We start from the raw sequence: 23,351 nt of genomic DNA, 5'->3' as shown, positions 1-23,351 counted from the left end.
CGCAACGCGATTGGTTCTCATCATGGGCGCAGCAGCCGGATTCCGCTCTCCTCTCACGCTAGTCCGCAAGGCTTGCGGAGCCTGCAGCGACTGTGACGTTCGGCACCAGGCTCTTTGCGCAGCCATGGCCGATGAGGATCTTCATCGTCTCGAAAGCATTGTCAGCCCGATCGCGCTCCAGCCCAACCAGACGCTGCTGCGCCAGGGCGATCCCCGCCGCAAGGTCTACAGCCTGACATCCGGCATGCTCAGGCTCTTCACCGATCTGCCCGATGGCCGGCGGCAAATCGCCGGGTTTCTGTTGCCGGGCGACTATCTCGGCCTGGTCGACGACGACGTCCATTCCCAATCGGCCGAAGCCGTCATCGCCTCCAATCTGTGCGCCTTCCCCATCCGCGAGATGGAGTTGCTGATGAGCGAGTTTCCGAGCCTCAGGGACAGGCTGCATCGCATGACCAGAGCGGCCTTGCGCCAGGCCCAAGACAATCAGCTCATGCTCGGCCGGTTGGCGCCGCTCGAAAAGCTGGCAAGCTTCCTGCTCACGCTCGATGCCCGGGCCAATGGCCAGCCCCATCATCGACATGTGTTGCAGCTGATGATGTCGCGGACCGATATCGCCGATTATCTTGGCCTGACCATTGAGACCGTCAGTCGCTGTTTCACCCGGCTGAAGACGCAGGGACTGATCCGCCTGCCCGAAGCCCATCTGGTGGAGATACTGCGCGAGGACCGGCTCACCGACATCGCCGGCATCAGCATTCCGCCCGAACATCGGCGTTCAGCCGCCTGTTAGCTCTGCCGGTATCAAGCGACCGTCGACGAGGGCAAGCATCTTGTCGACTGCTCCCGCCGGGATGTCGGCGTGGGTTGCGAGGATGACGCTGCGCCCCTTGGTAGCGGCTGCGAGATCGGCCAGGAAATCCACCTCCATGGCTCGATCGAGGCCAGTGGTCGGTTCATCGAAAACCAGAATTTCGGCTGGTGACAGCAGGACGCGGGCAAGACAGAGCCGCCGCACCTGCCCGACGGACAAAGTGCGTCCCGCTTCTCCGACAAAGGCATCGAGCCCCTCGGGGAGGCTCCGCACGAAATTCGCGATCCGTGCCGCGTCGAGCGCAGACCAGAGTTCGGCATCGCTCGCCTCGGCTCGGCCGATCAACAGATTGTCGCGCACCGAGCCGAGAAAGACAGGCGCATTCTGGCCCAATAGGGCGACCCGTGCATGGAGATCGGCCTGGCGCACGGTGCGGATATCGGTGCCGCCCACTGCAATCGAGCCGGCCTGGGGATCGTGCAGCCTGAGCAGCAGGGCAAGCAAGGTCGACTTGCCACTGCCGCTCTCGCCGATGATTGCCACGCGCTCGCCTGCCGAAATCGCAAGGCTGAGGTTGCGCAGCACCGGACGCGCCGGGTCGAAGCCGAAAGTCACCTGGTTCACGGCAAGGTCGCCATCCGGCAGCGCCACGGGGCGTTGGGGATCGCCGATTGCGGGAGCCATCTGCGCAATCGCACGCACCCTCTGGGCGGCCGTCAGGGCAGCACCGAATTCGGCGACACTGCGCACCAGCACGGCCGTTGCTTCGAAGCTCGCGAGTACCGCGAGCAGCAGGCCGACGAGCAGAGGGCCGCCGATCTCGTCCTGCCGCAAAGCCTGGACGCCGCACCAGAGCACGCCGATGAGGGCGAGTCCCGCCAGCGCCTGTACAGCCGCCCCGGCCAGCAGGCCGGCGCGTGCTGAGCGTCTGCGGGCCTGCGCGAGCCGCTTTGCTGCCTGGTCGAATTCCTGACCTGCCGCAGCGACCGCGCCGAAGGCAACCAGATCGGCGTGGCCATCGATGCGATCCAGCATGGCGATGCGCAAGGCGGCGGAGGCCTCCACCAGTTCCGCACCCAGCCGGCGCGAGAATAGGGTCAGCACGGCCGGAACGCCGACAAGCGCGAGGATCAGGACCGCAGCATAGATCGGAGCGGCGGCCGGCAGCAGAAAGAACAGCCCGGCCGTCATGCCGGTCCCGATCAACAAGGCCGTCAGGAAGGGGCCGAACGCCGTGAGGAAGACGGTGTCGAGCGTATCGACGTCGGCCGTGAGCCGGCTGACGAGGTCACCATGCCTGAGATCGCGTGACGGCAAGGGAACGCGCGGAAACAGGCGCGCGAACAACCAGCCTCTGAGAGCCGAGAGGAGGCGCAAGGTGGCGTCGTGTCCGACCAGCTTTTCGCCATAGCGCGAGAGGATCCGCACCAAGGACAGGCCCCGGATCAGCGAGGACGGACCGAACAGGTTGAAGCTCGCCGCCGCCGTGGTGAGAGCCGCCGCCGTCAGGAACCAGCCCGAGATCCAGAGCAGTGCGACACCGGCGGCCAAGGTCAGCACGGCCAACATCAGCGCCAGCCCCATGCGGCCGATATGCTGGCGGAACAGCGGCCAGAAGGACAACAAGGCGATCATGCGGTCCACCTCGGCTGTTTGTGTGCCTTGCCGGCGGGAAAATGCGGAATCGGCAGCAGCTTGCCGCCGGCCAGCCGCCAGGCCTCATCCAGCCGGGCGGCTACGGCGAGCGAATGGGTCGCGACGATCATGGTTCGACCGGCGGCAAAATCGACCAAGGCATCGAGTACACGGGCCTGCGTGGCGGCATCCAGATGTGCCGTCGGCTCATCCAGGAGAATCAGGCCGGGTTCTCGCAAGAACAGGCGCGCCAGGGCGACCCGATGCCCTTCACCGCCCGACAGGCCGACGCCGCCTTCTCCGATCAGGGTATCTAGCCCATCGGGCAGCTTCGAGGCAAAATCCAGGACACATGCCCGTTCTGCCGCGCGCGCAATCTCCTCCGCCGAGGCGGAAGGCTTGCCCAGCCTGATATTCTCGGCGATCGAGCCATGAAACAGGCGCGCGCGCTGGCTGATGAAGGCGACGCCCGCCCGCAGGCTGGCTTCGTCGATCGCAGCAAGCTCAAGCCCTGCGACATGGATGCCGTCGCCCGGCCTCAGGCGGGCTATCGTTTCCAAAAGGCTCGACTTGCCGATCCCGCTTTCACCGAAAAGTGCGAGGTGCCGGCCTGCTGCGATCTCCAGCGAGATGTCGTCGAGCAGGACGCGATCGCTGTCGGGTACCCGGATGGTCAGGTGCTCGATACGGAGCGGCAATCCGCCGGACGAAGCCGGAAGACGCGCTGCGCGCTCCGAAGCGGTGCCGGCCTCCGGCAGTCCGGCGAAGCGTGCCTCGATCTCGGCAATCGCTGCCTTGGCTGAAGCCCTGTCGTGATAGTGGGCGGCAAGCAGGCGCAAGGGCTGATAGACTTCCGGAGCCATCAGCAAGCAGAACAGGCCTGCCTGCAATGTGAGGGCGGAGCCGCGCAGGTCCACGAGCCCGAGATAGGTCAGGCCCACATAGAGCGCCACGCCGGCAACGCCGAGGGCGGCGAAGAATTCCAGCACGGCGGAGGACAGGAAGGCGATGCGCAGCACGCGCAAGGTCCTGCGGCGCAGATCCTCGCTCGCTCGTTCGACATCGCGGGTCTCGAACTCGGCACGACCGAAGAGTTTCAGTGTGGTCATGCCGCGCAGGCGATCGGCGAAATGCCCGGCCAGCCGCACAAGCGCATTGGCCTGGGCCTTGGTCGCCGCCTCCGCCCCCCAGCCCACCAGCGCCATGAACAGCGGGATGAGTGGCGCCGTCAGCAGGAAGAGCAGACCGACCACCCAGTCGACCGGCAGCACCGCCGCGGCAAAAGCCAGCGGGAGCACGGCCGCCTGTATGCTCGCCGGCAGGAAGCGGGCAAAGAAGCCGTCGAGTGCTTCGACCTGGTCCACCACCGCCGCACTCAATGCACCGGAGGAGCGTGAGGCCGACCATTCGAGCGAACTGGCGGCCAGGCGCGAGGCCAGGCGCCCGCGTAACTCGAACTTGATGCGCTCGGCTGCGGCAATACCCGCCTGCTCGCCCAGCGCTGCCAGTACGAGCCTCGAGGCGATCAGGACAGCGATCCAGACGATCAGGCTGCCCAGGGTGGCGACGCTTTCTCCTCCCACCACGGCCCGATGCAGCACCGAAGCCAGCAGATAGGCCTGGACGACGAGGAGCCCCCCCGAGACGAGCGGCAGGATCGTTGCGATCGCCAGCCCCTGTCGGGCATTGCGGGCTAGAGCGACGAGAGCGGCGCCGTCTCGCCCGTTTGGCCTTCCTGCGATCTGAACGCCGACCTTCTCGCTTGCTTGCTCCACATCGACCTCATCTGCAATTTCTACGCAACACAAGCCCAGATAGTTCACCAATGGCGCCAGTATATCCACCGCTCTTCTTACGAAGCAAAGTGTTGCCTAATTTAGAATTTGTCTTGCAAAAGCAAAACCAACCGAAGCACAATCCCCGCATCTTTAGCCGCCGCGGGCTGCTGGGGCATTGATTTCGATCAATGCCCGCCACGGGTTGCCCGTTTAGGGAAACTTGAGACTGGTGCAATGCCAGTATTGGAGCAGGTTGGGCGTCTATGATCGATTTCACCATCGTTGACCTGTCGCGGCTGCAATTTGCGGCGACAGCCATGTATCACTTCATCTTCGTGCCCTTGACGCTTGGTCTTTCCGTCCTGATCGCCATCATGGAAAGCGTCTATGTGATGAGCGGCAACCCGGTCTGGCGTCGCATGACGCTATTCTGGGGTACGCTGTTCGGCATCAACTTCGCCATGGGTGTCGCCACCGGCATCGTGATGGAATTCCAGTTCGGCATGAACTGGAGCTATTACAGCCACTATGTCGGCGATGTCTTCGGGGCCCCCCTCGCGATTGAAGGATTGATGGCCTTCTTCATGGAGGCCACCTTCATCGGCCTGTTCTTCTTCGGCTGGGACCGCTTGTCGAAGGTGGCGCATCTGGCCGTGACCTGGCTGGTGGCACTGGGCGCGAATTTCTCTGCCCTGTGGATCCTGATCGCCAATGGCTGGATGCAGAACCCGGTCGGCTCGGCCTTCAATCCCGACACGATGCGCATGGAGATCACCGATTTCATCGCGGTCATCTTCAATCCGGTCGCCCAGGCCAAGTTCGTGCACACGGTCAGCGCCGGCTATGTCGCCGGTTCGATGTTCGTGATGGCGATCAGCGCCTTTTTCCTGTTGCGCGGACGCCATCGCGATCTTGCGCGGCGCTCCATGGTGGTGGCTGCGAGCTTCGGCCTTGCCTCGGCGCTATCCGTCGTCGTGCTGGGGGACGAGAGCGGCTATGTCGCCACCGAACACCAGAAGATGAAGATCGCCGCCATCGAGGCCATGTGGGAGACCGAGCCAGCGCCGGCCGGCCTCACGGTCTTCGCCCTTCCGGGCAAGGACGGCAATCGCTTCGAAGTCAAGGTTCCCTGGGTCTTGGGCCTGATCACAACCCGCAGCCTGAACAAGGAATTGCCAGGCATCCGGCCGCTTGTCGAGCATGCGGAAGTCCGTATCCGTAACGGCATCCAGGCCTCGGCCAGTCTCGACGCCATCCGCAAGGACCCGAACGACAAGGCCGCTCGCGAGGCTTTCGCCAGGCAATGGCCGGATCTTGGCTATGCGCTGCTGCTCAAGCGCTATCGCCCCGACATTCAGAATGCCACGCAGGAGGAGATCCAGCGTGCCGCCCAGGATACGGTACCCGGCGTGGCGCCGCTGTTCTGGAGCTTCCGCGTCATGGTGGCCCTGGGCTTCTACTTCATCGCCTTCTTCGGCCTCGCCTTCCTGATGAGTTGCCGCCACCGTCTTGGCGAGAACCGCGCTTTCCTGCGCGTGGCCCTGTGGAGCCTGCCACTGCCGTGGGTGGCGATCGAGGCCGGCTGGCTGGTCGCCGAATATGGCCGCCAGCCCTGGGCGATCGAGGGCGTGCTGCCGACCTTCTATGCCGCTTCCGGCCTCACCCTTACCGATCTCGTCATCAGCCTGGGCTTCTTCCTGGCGCTCTATACCAGCCTGCTCATCGTCATGATCTTCCTGATGGTGAAAACCATCCGGAAGGGACCATCCGAGCACAGCGTGCTCGATGAAGCACCGGCTGGCGCAGGCCCCCTGCCCGAGCCCGCCCTTGCGCGCGCGCCGCGCTGAGCCAGATCTGGATATGCACTCATGAACACGATACCCCTCGACTATGAAACCTTGCGCCTGATCTGGTGGGCCCTGCTCGGCGTACTCCTGATCGGCTTTGCCATCATGGATGGCTACGATCTCGGCATCGGCGCGCTGCTGCCCTTTGCCGCGCGTACCGATGAGGAACGCCGTATCCTCATCAACCTGATGGGGCCGACCTGGGAAGGCAACCAAGTCTGGCTGATCCTGGGCGGCGGCGCGATCTTCGCGGCCTGGCCAGCACTCTATGCGACATCCTTCTCGGGATTCTACCTGGCGATGATTGCCATCCTGCTCGCTTTGATCCTGCGTCCCGTCGGCTTCAAGTTCCGCGGCAAGCTCCAGGATCAACGCTGGCGCAATCTGTGGGACGGGGCGCTTTTCCTAGGAGGCTTCGTGCCCGCCCTGATCTTCGGCGTCGCCGTCGGCAACGTGCTGCTGGGCGTACCGTTCGGCCTGGATGCCACCTTGCGGCCTTCCTATGCCGGCAACTTCTTCGGCCTGCTGCGCCCCTTCCCGCTGCTCGCCGGCCTGGTCAGCCTTGCCATGCTGGTAACCCATGGCGCAGCGGTGATTTCGGCCCGCACCCAGGGGCCGATGACGGAGCGCGCGCGTGGCTATGGCCGACTTGCCGCTCTGGCAACCCTGGTGTTGTTCGCCCTTGGCGGCGTGTGGATCGCCTATGGCATCGACGGCTATGTCGTCACCAGCCCGCAGGATCCGCTCGGGCCTTCCAATCCGCTCGGCAAGACCGTCGCTCTCGAAGTCGGCCGCTGGCTCGCCAATTTCCATACCCATGGCTGGATGTGGACGGCGCCGACCCTTGGCCTGCTCGGGCCACTGGTGGCCTTTGCTGGTCTCTCGGCCCGTTCGGGCAAGCTTGCGATTGCCGGCAGCAGCCTCGCCATCATCGGCATCATCGCCACCGCAGGCCTGGCGCTGTTTCCCTTCCTGCTGCCGAGTTCACTCGACCCCAAGGTCAGCCTGACTGTATGGGACGCTTCCTCCAGCCACATGACGCTCTTCGTCATGCTGCTGGTGACGGCTTTCTTCCTGCCGTTGATCCTGGCCTACACCACCTGGGTCTTCCGCGTGATGCGTGGCCCCGTCACCGCCGACTCGATCGGCCGCAACCCCAACGCCTACTGAAGGAGCCCGACCATGTGGTATTTTTCCTGGATCCTCGGCCTTGGCCTCGCCTGCTCCTTCGCCATCCTCAACGCGATGTGGTTCGAACTGCGCGAGCAGAAAGTGCCTGCCGCGAAGGTGGCGAACAAACCGGATCGGGCGACGGCCGGCAACTGACGACAGCTCTTCCGTGATCGTCAACCGATCGGTTGACGATCACTCAGGCGGTCCTGGCGGCGCCCCATCAGGCCGACGACAAGCGCCGTCAGCAAGAAGAGCAGCGAGCAGACGGCGATCACACCGAGAAAGGCCTGCTCGAAAGCCGAGCGCGCCAACCGAACCAGCATGTCGGCCGAGGACGAGGGCAACCCTTCAGCCGCGAGCAGGGCCTCGTCCAGGCTGTCGCGCACCGTGCCGGCTACGGGCAGGTCGGGCGGCAGCACCAGCATCGCCGTGTAGATCGCCGACATGATGGTGCCCATCACAGCCACGCCGAGCGCCCCACCGAGCTCGTAGGAAACCTCCTCGATCGAGGCGGCCATGCCGGCCCGCTCCTCCGGCGCATTGACCATGATCGCACTGGAAGCAGCCGACATCGACGCTCCCACGCCGAACCCCATGGCGCTGAGGGCCGTCAACCAGAGAGCCGCCGTTCGGTCATGCGTCGGCAGGAAGAAGGCAAGACCTGTACCGGCAACCGCAAGCGACATCCAAAGCACGTGACGGGCGCCGAGCCGCGGCAAGGCAAGCCCGGCAAGTGGCCCGGCCACGATAGAGGCCAGAGGGATGGGCAATAGAAGCAGGCCAGCCTGCAAGGGGGACAAGTTCCGCACCAATTGCAGATGCTGGCTGAAGACCAGTTCCACGCCGATCAGGGTTGCCGAGGAGACCGTGGCCACGATGACGCCCGCGGCGAATTCGGGGTTGCGGAACAAGCCGAAATCGATCAGCGGCGTCTCGCTCCGGCGCTGGCGCCGCCTGAACATGAGGAATGCCAGGGCGCCAATGAGCCCGGCGGCAAGGGCGGCCTCCCAACTCGGCGAACGCTTGCCCAATTCCTTGATGGCATAGGCCGTGGCAATCAGCCCGACCATGATCTGGAGCGAACCGACGAAGTCCCACGGATGGGTAGCCCGGCCCGGCCGATTTTCCAGCACCAGTCCGGCCGCCACCCAGGCGAGGATCACCACCGGAACGTTGATCAGGAAGACAGATCCCCACCAGAAGAATTCGAGCAGCAGACCGCCGAGCACCGGGCCGAAAGCCGCGCCGCTCGAAGCCACTGCCGCCCAGACGCCGATGGCGAAGGCCCTCTCCTTCTCGTCGGCGAAGGTGACACGGATGATGGCGAGGGTCGCGGGCATCATCATGGCGGCGCCGACGGCTAGCAAAGCGCGGGCAGCGATCAATATGACCGAGCTCGGCGCGAAGGCCGCCAGCAGAGAGGCCGCTCCGAAGCCGAGCAGGCCCGCCATGAACATCCGCTTGGAGCCGATGCGATCGCCCAGCGTGCCGCAGCCCGGCAGCAAGCCGGCGACGACGAGAGGATAGGCATTGAGGATCCAGAGTTTTTCAGAGGCCGTTGCGGCCAGATCATGGGTCAGGCGTGGCAGCGCCGTGTAAAGCACGGTCAGGTCGACGACGATGAGGAACAAGGCACTCGAAACGATTGCGAGAACCAGCCAGCGATTGTGATATGCCATTGGTCAAGTGTCAGTGTTGAAAGGAATCTTCCGCGCAAAGCGGACAGCTTGCCCACCGCACTCGCCGAATATAAATACATTCGTATTGAAACAAAAGAGAGAAGTGGTTTGGGCCGCCCCCGTAGCATTGATCGCAATCTGGTTCTTGATGCGGCAGAGGCCGTGGTGGCACGCATCGGACCTGCAGGGCTGAGCATCGACGCCGTCGCCAAGGAGGCCGGAATCACCAAAGGTGGGGTGCAATATTGCTTCGGCACCAAGGATGGCCTGCTGAAGGCCATGCTCGAGCGCTGGGCCGAGAGTTTCGACGCCGAGGTCGCCAGGATCGCGGCGAAACAGCCAGGCCCTCATGCCTTGGTACGGGCCTATGTCGAGGCCAATCGCCATGTCGACGACAAGGATGCCTCCCGTTCGGCCGCCATGCTGGCAACCCTGATCCAGAGCCCGGATCAACTGGCTGATACCCGCGCCTGGTACCGCCGCTATCTGACGGCGATCGACCCCTCTTCACCCGAGGGGCGCAAGGCTCGCTTGGCCTTTCTCGCCTCCGAAGGCATCTTCTTCCTGCACAGCTTTCAATTCGTGCAGATGACCGAAGCCGAATGGCAGGAGATTTTCGAAGACATACTGCGCCTGCTGCCGGACAAACCCGAATGATTCCTCAGGGCGACGGCACGGCAAGCCGCGCTTTGTCGGCCGCGCCGCGCACGCTTCGCCCTGCTGTAACCAAGGCGAGGGCCGGCGCAGCGGAGAAGACGGCAAGCAGCCAGAACGCCGCGCTCGAGGTGCCGGCGATGCCGCCGGGGTCGGAGAGACCGGCCAGATTGGCCACCATGCCCGCCAGGGCCGCACCGATGGCCGTCGCGAAAAGCTGAGTGGTGGTGATGGCGGCCGAGGCGATGTCGCGATCTTCTTCCGGCGCCAATTGCAGCACCCGTGTCAGCATATGCGGCCAGCCAAGGCCGACGCCGATGCCGACGACGGCGAGAGCCAGGCACAACAGGGCGATCGTCGGCCCCTCCCCGCCGCCGGCGGTTGGGATCAGCCAAACCAGGGCGAGCATGCCGGCGAACGCCACCAGGGGCGAGGCCATGATGGTGCGTGCAGCGTTGCGCCCCCGCTGCCCGGAACTGCCGATCGAGCCCACGGTCCAGCCGGCTGCCATCACGGCGGCAAGATAGCCGGCAATCAGGGGAGACTGGCCGTGCAGCACCTGGAGGAAGAGCGGGATGAACATCTCGCCTGTCGTTACCGCAATGGTGAGCAGCGACATGGTCGCGAAGGTCAGCGCCAGCGGTGTCGACAGACGGAAGGATCCGCGGGGCAGCAGCCGCTGCCCTGCCTGCGTTTCCACGGCAACCAAGGCGGCAAGCCCGACCAGGGCAATGACGATGCCGCCAAGATTCCAGGCCAGATCGGCCCGTACGCTGCCGGCGGAAACGGCCAGCACCGAAAGGCTCAGCAGAACCAACTGGGCCAGGGGCGTGCGAGAGCCCTTGCTTTCTTCTCCCGATCGCGACGGCAGGACAGCCACGGCGAGGCCGCCGAACAGGCCCACCACCAGGATCATCGACCAGAAGGCGGCACGCCAGGCGCCGATCTCGGCGAAGATGCCTCCGATGGCCGGGCCGACCAGCGTGGCGATGCCCCACATGCCCGAAATCAACCCCATGGCCCGAGGCCATAGGTTTTCTGGAAAGACGATGCGGATCATGCCGTAGGACAAGGCGAACAGGAAACCGCCGCCGAAGCCCTGGATCGATCGGCCGATCAGCATCACCGGCATGCTGGGCGCCAGGGCGCAGCCGAGCGTTCCGAAGGCGAACAGCAGAGCGGCCCAGCCATAGGCGCCCCGTGGACCACGGCTTCGCAGCAATCCGGGCGACAGTGCCGAGCCGATGATGGAGGCGACCACGAACAAGGTGGTGTTCCAGGCATAGTAGTCCAGCCCGCCAATATCGGAGACCACCGAAGGCAGGATAGTGGTAGCGACATAAACATTGATGGCATGCAGCCCGACACCGCCGGCCAGTGCGACCGACCGTATAGCGTTGCGGCCGGAGAACAACGCTCCCCACCCACCTTCCTGAGCCGACATTGAAAAACTCCTTCCCACGCAGCGCCGGGGACGGACGGGCAAGCCGCTCCCTTGGCCTAGGCGCGTTGGGCTTCACAATAAAACAAGCAATAACTTTGATTATTGACACCTCAATGATATGTCAAGGCCGGCCTTGGAAAACAGAACCTTGCCTCTCGGCCGTCGTTATCGCCGGCATCCCGATTGTGCGCGACGATGCGAAGATCACCACTGTCACGCGCAATGGCAAGACTCCGAATCGATTTGGCTCAAGCGCTGCACTTGCCATATCGAGCGGCTGCAAGGCTTGGCCTTCTCTTCCCGGTGCCGGCGACAGCAACACCGTCACAGGCATCGCCGGGACCAGATAAGATGGTAAGCCGAATACCTCGCCACGGTCTTTATGCGGCGAGCGAAGAGCGTCGATTTTCCAACTTATGAATTGACATATGGTGCAATTCGTTTTTCAAAGATAGGACTTTGAAAACGGATTGCGCCGCCCGCGATGGCAAGCGTGGTCCTCCGATCCCGGAGAAACATCATGGCCTTCACGCTTCCAACCCTGCCCTATGGCATCAACGCCCTCGCCGCACGCGGCATGAGCCAGGAAACGCTCGAGCTCCATCACGGCAAGCACCACCAGGCCTATGTCACCGCCCTCAACGGCTTCGTGGAAAAGGACGCCGCGCTGGCGGGCAAGACGCTCGAAGAGATCATCGCCCTGTTAAAGGACCGGCCCGAGGTGGCACCGGTATTCAACAATGCCGGGCAGCATTGGAACCACATCCACTTCTGGCAGGCGCTCAGCCCGGATGGCGGCGGCATCCCCGGCAAGCTGCAGGCCAGGATCGATGCTGATCTCGGCGGCACCGATGCCTTCAAGGAAGCCTTCAAGACGGCAGCGACCACGCAGTTCGGCTCGGGCTGGGCCTGGCTGGTCGTGGGCAAGGACGGCAAGCTGAAGGTGACGAAGACGCCGAACGGCTCCAATCCGCTGGCCACCGGCGAAGGCACGCCCCTGCTCGGCCTCGACGTCTGGGAGCACAGCTATTATGTCGATTTTCGTAACCGCCGCCCCGATTATGTCGTGAACTTCCTCGACAAGTTGGCCAATTACGAGTTTGCGGAAGCCAATTTGACCGCACTTTGACGGCAGGTCGCGGCAGGTCGGGCGGACCGGGAGAAAGTGCCATGCATGAGATCGACCGCTCTGCCACCGTTATCCCCATGCCATTGACACCGCCCAGCCGACCTCCCGTCGAACGATCGGAGTTCGCCGAGGCTATGTCGAGCCTGGCGGCGACGGTGTGCATCGTCGCCGGTCATTGGCAGGGCGAACGCCAGGGGCGCACGGCAACGGCCGTGCTCTCCCTTTCGGCCGAACCGCCTTCCCTTCTGGTTTCGATCGACCGGACATGCCGCCTGGCCGAGCTTATCCTTGCCTCGGGGCGTTTTTCCGTGACGATGCTGGCGAGCGGCCAGGAGAACATCGCCGATGCCTTCGCCGGCAGGCTTGGCGGCATAGACCGCTTCGGTGTCGGTGAGTGGCAGAGTTGGGCGTCCGGCACCCCGCGTCTCTCCGCGGCCGCCGCCGCCCTCGACTGTGACTTGATCGGCAGCATGTCGATCCCCACCCATCTCGTCGTCGCCGGCGCGATCGTCGGAACACAACTGGCGCAGACGTCGGCCCCGCTACTCTGGCACCGGCGGCAATATCATCGACCGGCACCGCTTTCGGAGGCACCGCCACTCTTCGCCGAGGAGCCCCAGCCATGGCCGACGCCGGCGGATTGATCGCTCGCCTGGAACAGCAGATCGCCTCTGGCCGCGACAATGCCCTCGCACGCTTCACGCTGGGGCGCGCCCGGCTGGAACAGGGCGACCCGGCCGGGGCCATCCTGCACCTCGCGCGAGCCATAGCCCTGAAACCCGATTACGCCGCCGCCTACAAGCAGCTCGGCGCCGCCCATGCCAAAGCAGGGGATGCCCCGGCCGCCATCGCCGTCTGGAACAGAGGCTGTGCCGTTGCCCGGGAAAGCGGCGAGCTGCAGGCCTTGCGGGAAATGACGTCCCTGCTCGGCAAGTTGATGAGACGCCAGTCGGCCTGAACCTTTCCATATCTCATCGCTACTTGGTGGCGGCGATCGCCTGCGTCGCCTCCTTGGGCGTGGCCCGCAAGGTGGCTGCCCAGAAGACCAGGGCGATCGCCGCGATGGTGGCGCCGAGCAGGCTGACGCCGGTCCAGCCGGCATAGGCATAGACCATGGTCGAGGATGACGATCCGATCGCGCTGCCGATCGAATAGAACACCATGTAGGCCGCAGTCAGCCGGCTCTGTGCCTCCGGCCGGACACGGTAGATCATGCCCTGATTGGTGACATGCACGGCCTGGAGGCCGAAATCGATGACGAGAATGCCGAGAACCAGCCACAGGATCGAGTGAGGCAGCAACCCGATCGGTAACCAGGACAGCAGCATCAGGCCGAGCGCGATACCGGTCACGCGCTGCCCGAAACCCTTGTCGGTCCAGCGTCCTGCTCTGGAAGCTCCCAGGGCTCCGGCCGCGCCCGCCAGGCCGAACAGGCCGATCACGCTATGCGACATGGAAAAGGGCGGTGCGCTCAACGGCATCACCAGTGGCGCCAGCAGCGTGGTGATATCGGCAAAGATCAGCATGGCGATGATGGCACGGATCCGCAGCACCGGTTCCTGCAGGAACAAGGTGAAGAGAGAGCCGATGAGCCGGGGATAGGTCAGGCGCTGCGCCGGACGCGGCTGCGGGGGCAGCATCTTCCACAAGGCCAGGACGATGACGAGCGTCGTCACGGCCGAGACGACATAGACCGTACGCCAGCCGGAGAGATCGGTGAGTAAGCCGGCAATGGCGCGGGCGAGCAGGATGCCGAGCACGATGCCGCTGGTGACGATGCCGACCACCTCCCCCCGTGCCGATGGCCGCGCCAGACTGGCGGCATAGGCGACGAAGGCCTGGGTGACCACGGCCAGCAGGCCCATCGCGGCCATCGAGACGAGCAGCATGGCGCCGCTGGAGGCAAAGGCGATCGAGACGAGAGCAAGGACGGAAAGCAGCGACTGGGCGATGACCAGCTTGCGTCGATCGACCAGATCCCCGATCGGCACGAGCAGGATGAGGCCGATGCCGTAACCGAGCTGGGTCGCGCCGACGATCAGGCCCGCGGTGGCCCGCGACAGGCCGAGATCGTCGGCCATGACGTCGAGCAAGGGGTGGGCGAAATAGGCATTGGCGACCGCAAGGCCGCTTGCCACGGCAAAAAGCAGAATGAGCGAGCGGGATAGCAGCACTGAGGGCTGCCTCGCCCCGGCATCCAGTGTCGCAGTGCCGGAGGGACCCAATTCCACGTCCGAAGGCATGGCAAACTCCATCTGAAATAAGTTTAATAATGAAACCATTTGCCTCATAGGCGATAGGGTTTTATAATGCAACCGAAATTGCAGAGGCGCCCGGACACGGGTGAAACCATGGTCAAGCGCAAGAGCCTTACCGAGGATTATTGTCCAAGCGCACGATCGCTCGACGTGGTCGGTGACTGGTGGTCGCTGCTGATCGTGCGTGACGCCTTCGACGGGCTCACGCGCTTCGGCGAGTTTCAAAAGAGCCTCGGCATCGCCAAGAACATCCTGTCCGAGCGCCTGAAGACCCTGATCGCCCGGGGCATTCTTAAGTCCGCGCCGGCAGCGGATGGCGGCGCGCACCAGGAATATCACCTCACCGAGATGGGGCGGGATCTCTTCCCGGTGATGGTGGCCTTGCGCAAATTTGGCGAGGCCCATCTGTTCGCGCCCGGTGAGCCACATTCACGGCTGGTGGAGCGCGAGACCGGACAAACCATCCAGCTCGAGATCCGCACCAGCGACGGGCGTGCCGTCGACGCCAAGGATGCCGTCATCCTCAAGGTTCAGGAGGACGACACGGCGTGATGAGCAACCAGCGCGCTTGACCTTGCCCCTGGGGCCGCCTCGATAAGAGGATGGTCAGCCACCGAGGGGTGATTCATGCCGGCATCAGTCCGTTTCCTCAATCCGTCCGAGGCCGCTAGGCGGCTGGGCGTCTCGACCAAGGCCCTGCGGCTCTATGAGGACAAGGGCTTGCTTGCCCCGCCGCGCACCGCAGCGGGCTGGCGTGTCTACGGGCCCGAGGAGATCGACAAGGCGGGGGAGATTGCCGCGTTGCGCAGGCTCGGCTTCACGCTTGCCGAGATCGCGCGGATCCTGAAGGGCGATAGCCGCGAGCGGATAGCAGCGCTCTCGGCGCGTCGAGGGGCCGTGCAGGATCGACTCAAAGGGCTTGCCGCAACGGCCACGACACTTGAAGCCCTCCAAAGCGACCTCGCCCATACTCCTGCGCTGGAGGTCGGGGATCTCATGCGGCGCTCTTCCCCTACCCGAGCTCCGGCCATTGCCTTCGACCTGCCCTGGCCCTGGGGCGGCGAACGCTTCGAGATGCAGGACGTCAGGTCGCTGACCTACATCATCGGCCCGCTCGGCAGCGGCAAGACCCGACTGGCACTGCGCTTGGCCGAAACCCTGCCGAATGCCGCCTTTCTCGGCCTGGAGCGCGTATCCGACACGGCTCCATTGCGGGAAGGTTTGGCAACCGATCGGGCTCTTCGCGATCGCGTCGAGCCGATCCTCGCGCACCTCGCTCACCATGGCGCCGGGATGTCCGATGCCCTTACGGCACTGGTCATCGGCCTGGCAGAAGAAGGCCCCGCCTTTCTTGTCATCGACATGATCGAGCAGGGATTGGACGAGCCGACCCAGCGCGCGGTAAGTGCCTATCTGCGAGCGCGCCCTCCTGGCACCCGCCCGCTCTTCGTGCTGACCCGGTCACATGCCATTCTGGACCTGGCAACGGCCGGCGAGGAGGCGGCCATCATCCTGTGTCCCGCCAATCACAGCCCTCCCTCGCTGGTCGTTCCCGTTCCAGGTTTTCCCGGTTACGAAGCGGTTGCGACATGCCTCGCTTCGCCGATGGTGCGGGCGCGCGCGGAGGGCGTCATCGCCTGGAGGCCCGGTGCAAGCGGTCCTTCACCGGCCTAAACCGATCCAGGAAGCGGAAGGCGGCGATGACGGAAAGTCGCCGCTCTTTACCTGCTCGAGCCCGTGGATATGTGACCGCAGCAAGGTCGCCGCGCGGTTGGCATCCCGCTGCCTCAGGGCATCGAGAATCTGCCGATGGGCATGGCTCGTACCGGGGCGCCATCCCGCCGTCCGCGTCGCGGCGAAGATGATGCGAGAATTGGCGAGTTGCAACCCATCCAGCATGGCAAGCAGCCGGGGCATGCGGCAGGGTGCCACGATCTCGCGGTGAAAGGCCCGGTTGGCGAGTTCCCATTCCTCAATGGTCTCAGCCCGGTCGCCGGCCTGAAGGGCCTGCTCCATCCGTTCGAAACTCGTCGCATTCAGCCAGGGAATGGCATGGCTGAGTGCCAGGACCTCGAGACTCGCCCGAATCTCGACGACTTCCTGCGCCGCCTTGCGATCGAGCGGCGCCACCCGCATACCGCGCCGCGGCTCGTTGATCGCCAGACCCTGGGCGCGCAGCAGCTGGAAGGCCTCGCGGGCGGGTACATGGCTCGCTTCGAACTCCGCCGCGATCTTGTCCTGCCTGAGCGGTATTCCCGGCGCCAGTTCCCCGCGCACAATGCGCTCGGCCAGGGTGCGCGCTATGCGCTCGGCAACGGTTTCGGCCATGGCAGCTCCATAGATTATCTATGATAAAATCAGATGCATCCTCTCCTCGCAACTTTATGATGATTCCAGATAGATAGATTGAGAATTTTATCTATAATTTTGAGGCGCCGATGTTTGGCTGCCTCTCCTTCCCAAGCTCGTGACTTCCCATGGGATCCGCGAGTGGTCATGCGAGGAGACGACATGCACGATCAGGTATCGACAGTTCAGAGCCGTGAAGCCACAGCCGGTATCGTTGATTTGGGCGCTGATGGCGCTGACAGTGCTACCCCCTTGCCCTGGAGCCACGCCGATGCCCGCGCGATCTATGACCTGCCGTTCAACGACCTGCTGTTTCGCGCCCAGACCGTTCATCGCCGGTTTTTCGATCCCAATCGCATTCAGCTCAGCAAGCTGCTCAGCATCAAGACGGGGGGCTGCCCTGAAGATTGCGGCTATTGCAGCCAGTCTGCCCATCACGACAGTGGCCTGAGGGCCTCCAAACTCCTTGAGGTGCAGCGGGTGATCGAGGAGGCGCGCCAGGCCAAGGAGGGCGGCGCCACGCGCTATTGCATGGGCGCGGCCTGGCGCAGTCCCAAGCAGCGCGACATGGCCATGCTCGTCGCCATGGTCGAAGGCGTGAAGTCGCTCGGCATGGAGACCTGCATGACGCTCGGCATGCTGTCGCCCCAGCAGGCCGGAACGCTCGCCGAGACCGGGCTCGATTATTACAACCACAATATCGATACCTCCGAGCGCTTCTACCCCGAGGTGATCACCACCCGCAGCTTTTCCGAGCGGCTGGATACACTCGCCAATGTGCGCGAGGCCGGCATCAAGGTCTGCTCCGGCGGTATTCTCGGCCTCGGCGAGGCGGTGGATGACCGCATCGACATGCTGGTGACGCTCGCCAACCTGCCCGAGGCGCCGGAAAGCGTGCCGATCAACATGCTCATCCCCGTGCCCGGCACCCGGCTGGTGGATACCCCGCCGGTCGATTCCATCGAGTTCATTCGCATCATCGCGCTCGCCCGCATCCTGATGCCGACCTCTCATGTACGTCTCACCGCGGGACGCACTGCGATGAGCGACGAGATGCAGGCGCTGTGTTTTTTCGCAGGCGCCAATTCCATCTTCGTCGGCGACACGCTGCTCACCGCCGCCAATCCGGGCGACGACAAGGACACCAGCCTGATGCGCCGCCTTGGCCTCACGGCCGCGCGCATGGAGGACGCCCCGTGAGCGTTGCATTGCCGGGCGAACGGCCCCAGCTGGCGCGCTATACGGCGAGGCTCGGCCAGTTCGAACGCAAGGGGCGCCGCCGGGTCCTGGCGCCCCAGAGCGGCATCGATTTCACCTCCAATGACTATCTGGGGCTGGCGTCGTCATCGCGTTTGCGCGAGGCGCTCATCTCCGCCGTCGATCGTGGTGTGCCCGCCGGTGCCGGCGGCTCGCGCCTCCTGCGCGGCAATCATCCCGAGCATGAGGCCCTGGAGATCGAAGCCGCCGATTTTTTCGGCTCTGAGCGCATGCTCTATTTCAATGGCGGCTACATCGCCAATCTCGCGGCGCTCTCCACTTTGCCCCACCGCAACGACCTCGTCGTCCACGATGCCCTCATTCATGCCAGTGCCCATGCCGGCATCGCGGCCGGCCGCGCATCGGCTGTCGCCGTGCGGCATAACGACGTTGCTGCCTTCGAGCAGGCCATCCGCGCCTGGCGGGCGGCTGGCGGCAGCGGCCATCCCTGGATCGTAGTCGAGAGCCTCTATTCCATGGATGGCGACGCCGCCCCTCTGGCGGAACTGATGGCACTGGCCGATACGCATGACGGCTTCCTCTATGTCGACGAGGCCCATGCCACCGGGGTGCATGGGCCAGGCGGGCGCGGTTTCGCCGCCGCTCTGGAAGGCCGGGAAAATGTCGTGGTGCTGCATACCTGCGGCAAGGCGCTCGGCTCCTCGGGTGCGCTCGTCGGTGCCAGTGCCGTGCTCTGCGACGTCCTGGTCAACCATGCCGCCCCCTTCATCTATGCCACCGCGCCTTCCCCGCTTCAGGCCGCGCTGGTGCGCGAAGCACTCCGCGCGCTGGCCGACGAACCGGAGCGGCGCAGCCGGGAATTGTCGCTGATCGATTTCGCCAACAGGCTTGTGGCGGAACGGCTCGGCATCGAGACCAGCAGCTCGCAGATCCTGCCTGTGGTCATCGGCGACAATGAGCGCTGCCTTGCCATCGCCGAGCGGGTGCAGGCTGCCGGCTTCGATGTCCGCGCCATCCGCCCCCCGACGGTTCCGGCCGGCACGGCGCGCCTACGCATTTCCATCACGCCCAATGTCGACGAGGAGGCCATCATGCAAATGGTCGAACGGCTCGCCGTGGTGATGGCGGAGGACGATCGATGAAACGAAGGTCCCAAGGGCCGTGCCATGATCGGTGAAGCTCATCCACGCGTCGTCGTCACCGGCACGGATACTGGCATCGGCAAAACGGTGTTCTCGGCCGCCCTCGCATATGCCCTCGAGGCCAGCTATTGGAAGCCGGTGCAATCGGGCCTGGACGAAGAGACCGACAGCCAGACTGTGGAGCGGCTGGGCGGCCTTCCCTCGGACCGCATCCTGCCCGAGGCCTACCGCCTCACCACGCCGGCCTCGCCGCATCTTTCTGCAGCCATCGACGGGGCGGAACTCGATCCTGATACACTCGATCCCCCACCGTTCTCCGGGCCTCTCGTCATCGAGGGTGCCGGCGGACTCCTGGTCCCGCTGACACGCCGGACCCTGTTCGCCGATGTGTTTGCCCGCTGGCGCTATCCGACCATCCTCTGTGCGCGTACCGGATTGGGCACCATCAATCACACGCTGCTGTCGCTCGAAGCCATGCGCCGGCGGGCCATTCCCATCCTCGGCGTCGTCTTCATCGGCGACGAGCAGGCGGACACCCGATCCATCATTACCGAAATCGGCGATATCAACGACCTCGGCTGGCTGCCGAAATTCGATCCGCTGACCGCCGATAACTTACACACTGGCTTCCGAAACTGGATCGACCTGTCCATTATCAAGAAGAGGCTTGCCTCATGCTGAAATCCCTGCCCTCGCCGGTCTGGCATCCCTTCACACAACATCAGTTGGACCCGGTGACCCGCCGGATCGCCCGCACCGAAGGCGCCTTCCTCTATGAGGAGGACGGACAGGCCGTGCTCGATGCGATCTCCTCCTGGTGGGTGATCACCCACGGCCACCGGCATCCTGCCATCATGCAGGCAATCCGGGACGCTAGCGAACGCTTCGACCAGATCATCTTCGCCGACTACACGCATGAACCAGCCGAGACGCTCGCCAGGGGACTTATCGAGCTCGCGCCATCAGGTCTCGCCCATGTCTTCTACTCCGACAGCGGCTCGACCGCGGTCGAAGTCGCCCTGAAGATGGCGCTCGGCTTCTTCCACAATCGCGGCACGCCGCGCTCGCGCATCGTGGTGATGGAGCACAGCTATCACGGCGACACCATCGGCACGATGTCGGCCGGGGAACGCGGCGTCTTCAATGCGGCGTATGGCCCCCTGCTGTTCTCGGTCGACAGCCTGCCCTTTCCTGCCGCCGGGCAGGAACAGCGCACGCTCGATGCGTTCGAACGTCTCTGTCGGCACGGCGATATTGCCGCCTTGCTGATCGAGCCTCTGGTGCTGGGTGCCGGCGGCATGCGCATCTATGCCCCCTGGGTTCTCAGCGAACTGAAGCGGATCGCCGAAACCCATGGCGTCCTCTTGATCGCCGACGAGGTAATGACCGGCTGGGGGCGCACCGGCTCCCTCTTCGCCTGCCAGCAAGCCGACATCACGCCCGACATAATGTGCCTGTCCAAGGGGCTCACCGGCGGCGCCGTGCCGCTCGCAGCAACCTTGTGCACGGCGGAGATCTTCGAGACGCATCTGTCTGATGACCGCAGCCGAACCTTCTTTCATTCCAGTTCCTATACCGCCAATCCCATCGCCTGCGCGGCGGCCTGCGCCAATCTCGACATCTGGCGCGCCGAACCGGTCACGGAGCGCATCGCAAGCATGGCTACCGAACACAGCCGTCGCCTCGACCATTTCCGGCGCGATCCGCGTTTCTCCGATATCCGGCAATGCGGTACCATCGCGGTCATGGAGATCGCCGTGCCTTCGGGCGGCTATCTTTCCGATGCGGGGCCACGGCTGCGCGCCTTCTTCAAGGCCCGCGGCCTGCTCATCCGTCCACTCGGCAATGTGATCTATCTGATGACGCCCTATTGCGTCACGCCGGATGATCTCGACCGTGCCTATGCAGCCATAGACGAGGCGGTGGACCTGGTCGCCGGCATCAGTTCGTGACCCGTTGCCGTTCGAGCCGCGTACTCGGCTTCGGCCACAGCGTGCCGGAACGCCGGGTCGGCAATGCCGAGATTGAGGCAAGACTCGGGCTCGAGGCGGGCTGGATCGAGCGGCGGACCGGCATCCACCATCGCCATTGGGCGGGCCCCGCGGACACGCTGAGCGGACTTGCTGCCGAGGCCGCCGCCGCAGCCCTGGCCGATGCCTGTATTACGGCCAACGAAGTGGGGTTGGTCCTGCTGGCGACCTCGACCCCCGACCATTTGCTGCCGCCCTCGGCACCTTTGCTGGCACATCGCCTCGGACTGGCCAAAGCCGGGGCCGTCGATCTTGCCGGCGCCTGTTCGGGCTTCCTCTATGCCCTCACGCTTGCCGATGGCTTCGTACGCACCCAGGAGAAGGCCGTGCTGGTGGTTGCTGCCAATATCCTGAGCCGCCGCATCAACCCTCAGGAGCGTGCCAGTGCCGTGGTGTTCGCAGACGCCGCCGGCGCCCTCCTGCTCGGCCCCTCGCCCGACGAGGAGACCGGCCTCATCGGCGTCGACCTTGCCTCGGACGGTAGCCAATACGACCTGATTTCCATTCCGGCCGGCGGCAGCAATCGCCCCTTCGCCCCCGAGATCGCCGCCCAGGACTTCCTGATGACCATGCGCGACGGCAAGGCGGTGTTCTCGCAGGCCGTGCGCATGATGAGCCATTGCGCCGAAAAGGCCATGGCTCGGGCAGAGATGACGGCGGTGGACATCGATCGCTTTGTGCCCCATCAGGCCAATGCGCGGATCTTCGATGCGGTCTCGGCCGAACTCGGGCTGGACACAGCCAAGACCGTGCGCAGCATCGAGGACTACGGCAATTCCTCGGCGGCCACGATTGCGCTGTCGCTGTCGCTCGCCAACCAGGTCCAGCCGTTCAGGTCGGGTGAGAAACTGCTGCTTGCCGCGGCCGGTGCCGGCATGACCGGGGGCGCCGTGGTGCTTCGGATTGGGTGATAGCGCTTCCGAGAACTTCAGTTTTGCGGAACATCAAAGACTTCGATTCCAAAATCCAACCCAAGCTCGACCAATTTCGCCAATGTCCGAAGCGGAATTTCGTCACCGAAGTAGCCATCGCCAAGAAATTCAACGATGATCCAAGTCTTGCCGCCACTTTTCCTGAGGCCAAGCAGAAAATCTTTGTGTGGCAGGAGGCGATCCACAAGTTTATCGATACAACTGGCGAACCATTGCTTTTCGACATGATGTCGCTCGCAATAGCGCCAGCTCGTATCCGGGTAGACGCCCGGCAGAGGCGCACCTTTCGAAGTCCTGCGAGCATCTCCGCCCCGATGCTGATTTTTTGGCTCAAGTCCGACCGCAGTCGTGATTTCAGCTGGATCGATGCTTGGATGTTTGATGAACAGTTGGACCTCGAACCGCCTATATGAGCTTGCCTCGGAATCCCCGCCGTCCTGTTCTTTCCGACCGAACGGAACAACGTTCGACATCGCACATCCCCTCAGCGTCAGTTCTTGCCGATCCGGCGCGGAACCTGCACGAAATCCTCGAGATTGAGTCCCTTTTCCGCCAGCAGGGCTTCCAGCACGGGCTGCAGCCGCCCAAGGCTTTCCCGGACCGCATCGCGCACGGTATCGACAACCACCTGGGTATCGCGCTCGATCTCGATATTGAGCCGATCGCCGGCGCGCTTATCCTCGAACACAGTCATGCGGCGGGTTTCGGGGATGAGCCAGACCTCGAACCAGCCCTCCTTCTTGTCGACCTCCGACACCGTCAGGCTGGCGCCGTTGATGGCGATATAGCCCTTGGCGAAGACGTAGCGCGCGAAATCCGGCGGGATGGCAATGCGGATGACCTTGTTGCCTTCCGAGGTCCCGACGGAATCGATCGCGGTGGAGAAATCTACATGGCCCGAAATCGGATGGCCGCCGATTTCGGCGCCATCCTTGGCGGCCCGCTCGACATTCACGCGATCGCCGGCGACATAGTCGGCCAAAGTGGTGATCTTCAGGCTCTGCAGCATGATGTCGAAGGTCGCCGTCCGCGCTGAGACGAGTTCGGTCACCGTCAGGCAGACGCCGTCCACCGAGACGCTGGCGCCGATGGCGAGATCTTCGCTGAATCCTTCGGGAAAGCGCAGCGTGAAGGTGCGCAAGCCGTCATGGTCCTTGACGGCGTCGATATCGGCGACGCCCTGAATGATGCCTGTGAACAAAGGAGAAGTCCTGTCAATGAAGCCAAAGGCCTAGTAATGCACCGGCGCCTCGCGATGGTGCCTTTAAT

The 23,351-nt window shown here is 64.2% G+C and carries 23 protein-coding genes; 15 read left to right on the top strand and 8 right to left on the bottom strand.

The features are described 5' to 3' along the window. Positions 1-22 precede the first annotated feature (22 nt). Positions 23-793, top strand: coding sequence for a helix-turn-helix domain-containing protein (locus tag ACZYTC_RS08320; RefSeq protein ID WP_488989299.1), 771 nt, complete (start codon positions 23-25; stop codon positions 791-793). Here ACZYTC_RS08320 and cydC read toward each other — a convergent pair. Together cydC and cydD are read right to left on the bottom strand one after the other, a co-directional pair. Next, complete coding sequence (gene cydC, locus ACZYTC_RS08315; RefSeq protein WP_488989298.1) at positions 779-2,449, bottom strand: thiol reductant ABC exporter subunit CydC; 1,671 nt, start codon at positions 2,447-2,449, stop codon at positions 779-781. The two genes, ACZYTC_RS08320 and cydC, sit on opposite strands and share 15 nt — an antisense overlap. After that, positions 2,446-4,224 carry a thiol reductant ABC exporter subunit CydD gene (gene cydD / locus ACZYTC_RS08310; protein WP_488989297.1) on the bottom strand — a complete coding sequence of 593 codons (1,779 nt, stop codon included), beginning with the start codon at positions 4,222-4,224 and terminating at the stop codon, positions 2,446-2,448. Before cydD ends, cydC begins: the two co-directional genes overlap by 4 nt. A 266-nt stretch (positions 4,225-4,490) precedes the next feature. On the opposite strand from cydD, the gene ACZYTC_RS08305 reads away from it, so the two are divergent. Genes ACZYTC_RS08305 through cydX form a run of 3 tightly spaced genes read left to right on the top strand, consistent with a single transcriptional unit; the run spans position 4,491 to position 7,400 of the window. Then, positions 4,491-6,074, top strand: coding sequence for a cytochrome ubiquinol oxidase subunit I (locus ACZYTC_RS08305; RefSeq protein ID WP_481272254.1), 1,584 nt, complete (start codon positions 4,491-4,493; stop codon positions 6,072-6,074). Positions 6,075-6,095: 21 nt separating this feature from the next. Further along, positions 6,096-7,244, top strand: coding sequence for a cytochrome d ubiquinol oxidase subunit II (gene cydB / locus ACZYTC_RS08300; protein WP_434956541.1), 1,149 nt, complete (start codon positions 6,096-6,098; stop codon positions 7,242-7,244). A 12-nt stretch (positions 7,245-7,256) separates the two neighbouring features. Continuing rightward, positions 7,257-7,400 (top strand): cytochrome bd-I oxidase subunit CydX, encoded by a 144-nt coding sequence (gene cydX / locus ACZYTC_RS08295; protein ID WP_434956542.1) that lies wholly within the window; start codon positions 7,257-7,259, stop codon positions 7,398-7,400. A 20-nt stretch (positions 7,401-7,420) separates the two neighbouring features. On the opposite strand, the gene ACZYTC_RS08290 is transcribed toward cydX, so the two are convergent. After that, positions 7,421-8,926: an MFS transporter gene (locus tag ACZYTC_RS08290; protein WP_488989296.1), complete on the bottom strand. Its 1,506-nt coding sequence runs from the start codon at positions 8,924-8,926 to the stop codon at positions 7,421-7,423. Between the two features lie 108 nt (positions 8,927-9,034). Between ACZYTC_RS08290 and ACZYTC_RS08285 the strand changes: the two genes are divergently transcribed. After that, entirely contained in the window at positions 9,035-9,583 is a 549-nt protein-coding gene (locus tag ACZYTC_RS08285) for a TetR/AcrR family transcriptional regulator (RefSeq protein ID WP_434956544.1), read from the top strand. 4 nt (positions 9,584-9,587) lie between these two features. On the opposite strand, the gene ACZYTC_RS08280 is transcribed toward ACZYTC_RS08285, so the two are convergent. Beyond that, positions 9,588-11,024 carry an MFS transporter gene (locus tag ACZYTC_RS08280; protein WP_488989295.1) on the bottom strand — a complete coding sequence of 479 codons (1,437 nt, stop codon included), beginning with the start codon at positions 11,022-11,024 and terminating at the stop codon, positions 9,588-9,590. A gap of 520 nt (positions 11,025-11,544) precedes the next feature. Between ACZYTC_RS08280 and ACZYTC_RS08275 the strand changes: the two genes are divergently transcribed. The 3 genes from ACZYTC_RS08275 to ACZYTC_RS08265 are packed head-to-tail and all read left to right on the top strand — an operon-like array spanning position 11,545 to position 13,111. Continuing rightward, complete coding sequence (locus ACZYTC_RS08275; protein WP_488989294.1) at positions 11,545-12,153, top strand: superoxide dismutase; 609 nt, start codon at positions 11,545-11,547, stop codon at positions 12,151-12,153. 41 nt (positions 12,154-12,194) lie between these two features. Next, complete coding sequence (locus ACZYTC_RS08270) at positions 12,195-12,797, top strand: flavin reductase family protein (protein WP_488989293.1); 603 nt, start codon at positions 12,195-12,197, stop codon at positions 12,795-12,797. Then, complete coding sequence (locus ACZYTC_RS08265; protein ID WP_488989292.1) at positions 12,776-13,111, top strand: tetratricopeptide repeat protein; 336 nt, start codon at positions 12,776-12,778, stop codon at positions 13,109-13,111. Before ACZYTC_RS08270 ends, ACZYTC_RS08265 begins: the two co-directional genes overlap by 22 nt. 19 nt (positions 13,112-13,130) lie before the next feature. On the opposite strand, the gene ACZYTC_RS08260 is transcribed toward ACZYTC_RS08265, so the two are convergent. Then, positions 13,131-14,396: an MFS transporter gene (locus ACZYTC_RS08260; protein WP_488989291.1), complete on the bottom strand. Its 1,266-nt coding sequence runs from the start codon at positions 14,394-14,396 to the stop codon at positions 13,131-13,133. 108 nt (positions 14,397-14,504) lie between these two features. Between ACZYTC_RS08260 and ACZYTC_RS08255 the strand changes: the two genes are divergently transcribed. After that, positions 14,505-14,963: a winged helix-turn-helix transcriptional regulator gene (locus ACZYTC_RS08255; RefSeq protein WP_488989290.1), complete on the top strand. Its 459-nt coding sequence runs from the start codon at positions 14,505-14,507 to the stop codon at positions 14,961-14,963. 75 nt (positions 14,964-15,038) lie between these two features. Next, entirely contained in the window at positions 15,039-16,085 is a 1,047-nt protein-coding gene (locus ACZYTC_RS08250) for a MerR family transcriptional regulator (RefSeq protein ID WP_488989289.1), read from the top strand. Here the strand turns inward: ACZYTC_RS08250 and ACZYTC_RS08245 are convergent. Further along, a complete protein-coding gene (locus ACZYTC_RS08245; RefSeq protein ID WP_488989288.1) occupies positions 16,074-16,739 on the bottom strand; it encodes a GntR family transcriptional regulator in 666 nt (221 codons plus the stop codon). The two genes, ACZYTC_RS08250 and ACZYTC_RS08245, sit on opposite strands and share 12 nt — an antisense overlap. 240 nt (positions 16,740-16,979) lie before the next feature. Between ACZYTC_RS08245 and bioB the strand changes: the two genes are divergently transcribed. Genes bioB through ACZYTC_RS08220 form a run of 5 tightly spaced genes read left to right on the top strand, consistent with a single transcriptional unit; the run spans position 16,980 to position 22,061 of the window. Next, positions 16,980-17,960 carry a biotin synthase BioB gene (gene bioB, locus ACZYTC_RS08240; protein WP_488989988.1) on the top strand — a complete coding sequence of 327 codons (981 nt, stop codon included), beginning with the start codon at positions 16,980-16,982 and terminating at the stop codon, positions 17,958-17,960. Beyond that, positions 17,957-19,120, top strand: coding sequence for an 8-amino-7-oxononanoate synthase (locus ACZYTC_RS08235; protein WP_488989287.1), 1,164 nt, complete (start codon positions 17,957-17,959; stop codon positions 19,118-19,120). The genes bioB and ACZYTC_RS08235 overlap by 4 nt, the downstream gene beginning before the upstream one ends. A 24-nt stretch (positions 19,121-19,144) precedes the next feature. Next, on the top strand, positions 19,145-19,801 hold the full coding sequence (gene bioD / locus ACZYTC_RS08230) for a dethiobiotin synthase (protein ID WP_441771808.1): 657 nt from the start codon (positions 19,145-19,147) through the stop codon (positions 19,799-19,801). Further along, positions 19,795-21,072 (top strand): adenosylmethionine--8-amino-7-oxononanoate transaminase, encoded by a 1,278-nt coding sequence (locus ACZYTC_RS08225; RefSeq protein WP_488989286.1) that lies wholly within the window; start codon positions 19,795-19,797, stop codon positions 21,070-21,072. Before bioD ends, ACZYTC_RS08225 begins: the two co-directional genes overlap by 7 nt. Then, positions 21,069-22,061, top strand: coding sequence for a beta-ketoacyl-ACP synthase III (locus tag ACZYTC_RS08220; protein WP_488989285.1), 993 nt, complete (start codon positions 21,069-21,071; stop codon positions 22,059-22,061). The genes ACZYTC_RS08225 and ACZYTC_RS08220 overlap by 4 nt, the downstream gene beginning before the upstream one ends. A 17-nt stretch (positions 22,062-22,078) precedes the next feature. Here ACZYTC_RS08220 and ACZYTC_RS08215 read toward each other — a convergent pair whose 3' ends face one another. Further along, on the bottom strand, positions 22,079-22,555 hold the full coding sequence (locus ACZYTC_RS08215; RefSeq protein ID WP_488989284.1) for a DUF4279 domain-containing protein: 477 nt from the start codon (positions 22,553-22,555) through the stop codon (positions 22,079-22,081). Positions 22,556-22,572: 17 nt separating this feature from the next. Further along, entirely contained in the window at positions 22,573-23,283 is a 711-nt protein-coding gene (locus tag ACZYTC_RS08210; RefSeq protein ID WP_488989283.1) for a riboflavin synthase subunit alpha, read from the bottom strand. Positions 23,284-23,351 lie beyond the last annotated feature (68 nt).

Source organism: Labrys sp. F242 (assembly GCF_057813875.1).
This window is presented reverse-complemented; position numbering and strand designations above follow the sequence as displayed.

What these genes read in the sequence shown, in the direction of transcription:
- ACZYTC_RS08215 (WP_488989284.1), bottom strand. Translation starts at nt 22,555, where the DNA reads ATGTCGAACGTTGTTCCGTTCGGTCGGAAAGAACAGGACGGCGGGGAT.
- ACZYTC_RS08275 (WP_488989294.1), top strand. Translation starts at nt 11,545, where the DNA reads ATGGCCTTCACGCTTCCAACCCTGCCCTATGGCATCAACGCCCTCGCC.
- ACZYTC_RS08280 (WP_488989295.1), bottom strand. Translation starts at nt 11,024, where the DNA reads ATGTCGGCTCAGGAAGGTGGGTGGGGAGCGTTGTTCTCCGGCCGCAAC.
- ACZYTC_RS08255 (WP_488989290.1), top strand. Translation starts at nt 14,505, where the DNA reads ATGGTCAAGCGCAAGAGCCTTACCGAGGATTATTGTCCAAGCGCACGA.
- cydC (WP_488989298.1), bottom strand. Translation starts at nt 2,449, where the DNA reads ATGATCGCCTTGTTGTCCTTCTGGCCGCTGTTCCGCCAGCATATCGGC.
- ACZYTC_RS08290 (WP_488989296.1), bottom strand. Translation starts at nt 8,926, where the DNA reads ATGGCATATCACAATCGCTGGCTGGTTCTCGCAATCGTTTCGAGTGCC.
- ACZYTC_RS08260 (WP_488989291.1), bottom strand. Translation starts at nt 14,396, where the DNA reads ATGCCTTCGGACGTGGAATTGGGTCCCTCCGGCACTGCGACACTGGAT.
- bioD (WP_441771808.1), top strand. Translation starts at nt 19,145, where the DNA reads ATGATCGGTGAAGCTCATCCACGCGTCGTCGTCACCGGCACGGATACT.
- ACZYTC_RS08320 (WP_488989299.1), top strand. Translation starts at nt 23, where the DNA reads ATGGGCGCAGCAGCCGGATTCCGCTCTCCTCTCACGCTAGTCCGCAAG.
- ACZYTC_RS08270 (WP_488989293.1), top strand. Translation starts at nt 12,195, where the DNA reads ATGCATGAGATCGACCGCTCTGCCACCGTTATCCCCATGCCATTGACA.
- ACZYTC_RS08265 (WP_488989292.1), top strand. Translation starts at nt 12,776, where the DNA reads ATGGCCGACGCCGGCGGATTGATCGCTCGCCTGGAACAGCAGATCGCC.
- ACZYTC_RS08225 (WP_488989286.1), top strand. Translation starts at nt 19,795, where the DNA reads ATGCTGAAATCCCTGCCCTCGCCGGTCTGGCATCCCTTCACACAACAT.
- ACZYTC_RS08305 (WP_481272254.1), top strand. Translation starts at nt 4,491, where the DNA reads ATGATCGATTTCACCATCGTTGACCTGTCGCGGCTGCAATTTGCGGCG.
- cydX (WP_434956542.1), top strand. Translation starts at nt 7,257, where the DNA reads ATGTGGTATTTTTCCTGGATCCTCGGCCTTGGCCTCGCCTGCTCCTTC.
- cydB (WP_434956541.1), top strand. Translation starts at nt 6,096, where the DNA reads ATGAACACGATACCCCTCGACTATGAAACCTTGCGCCTGATCTGGTGG.
- ACZYTC_RS08250 (WP_488989289.1), top strand. Translation starts at nt 15,039, where the DNA reads ATGCCGGCATCAGTCCGTTTCCTCAATCCGTCCGAGGCCGCTAGGCGG.
- ACZYTC_RS08245 (WP_488989288.1), bottom strand. Translation starts at nt 16,739, where the DNA reads ATGGCCGAAACCGTTGCCGAGCGCATAGCGCGCACCCTGGCCGAGCGC.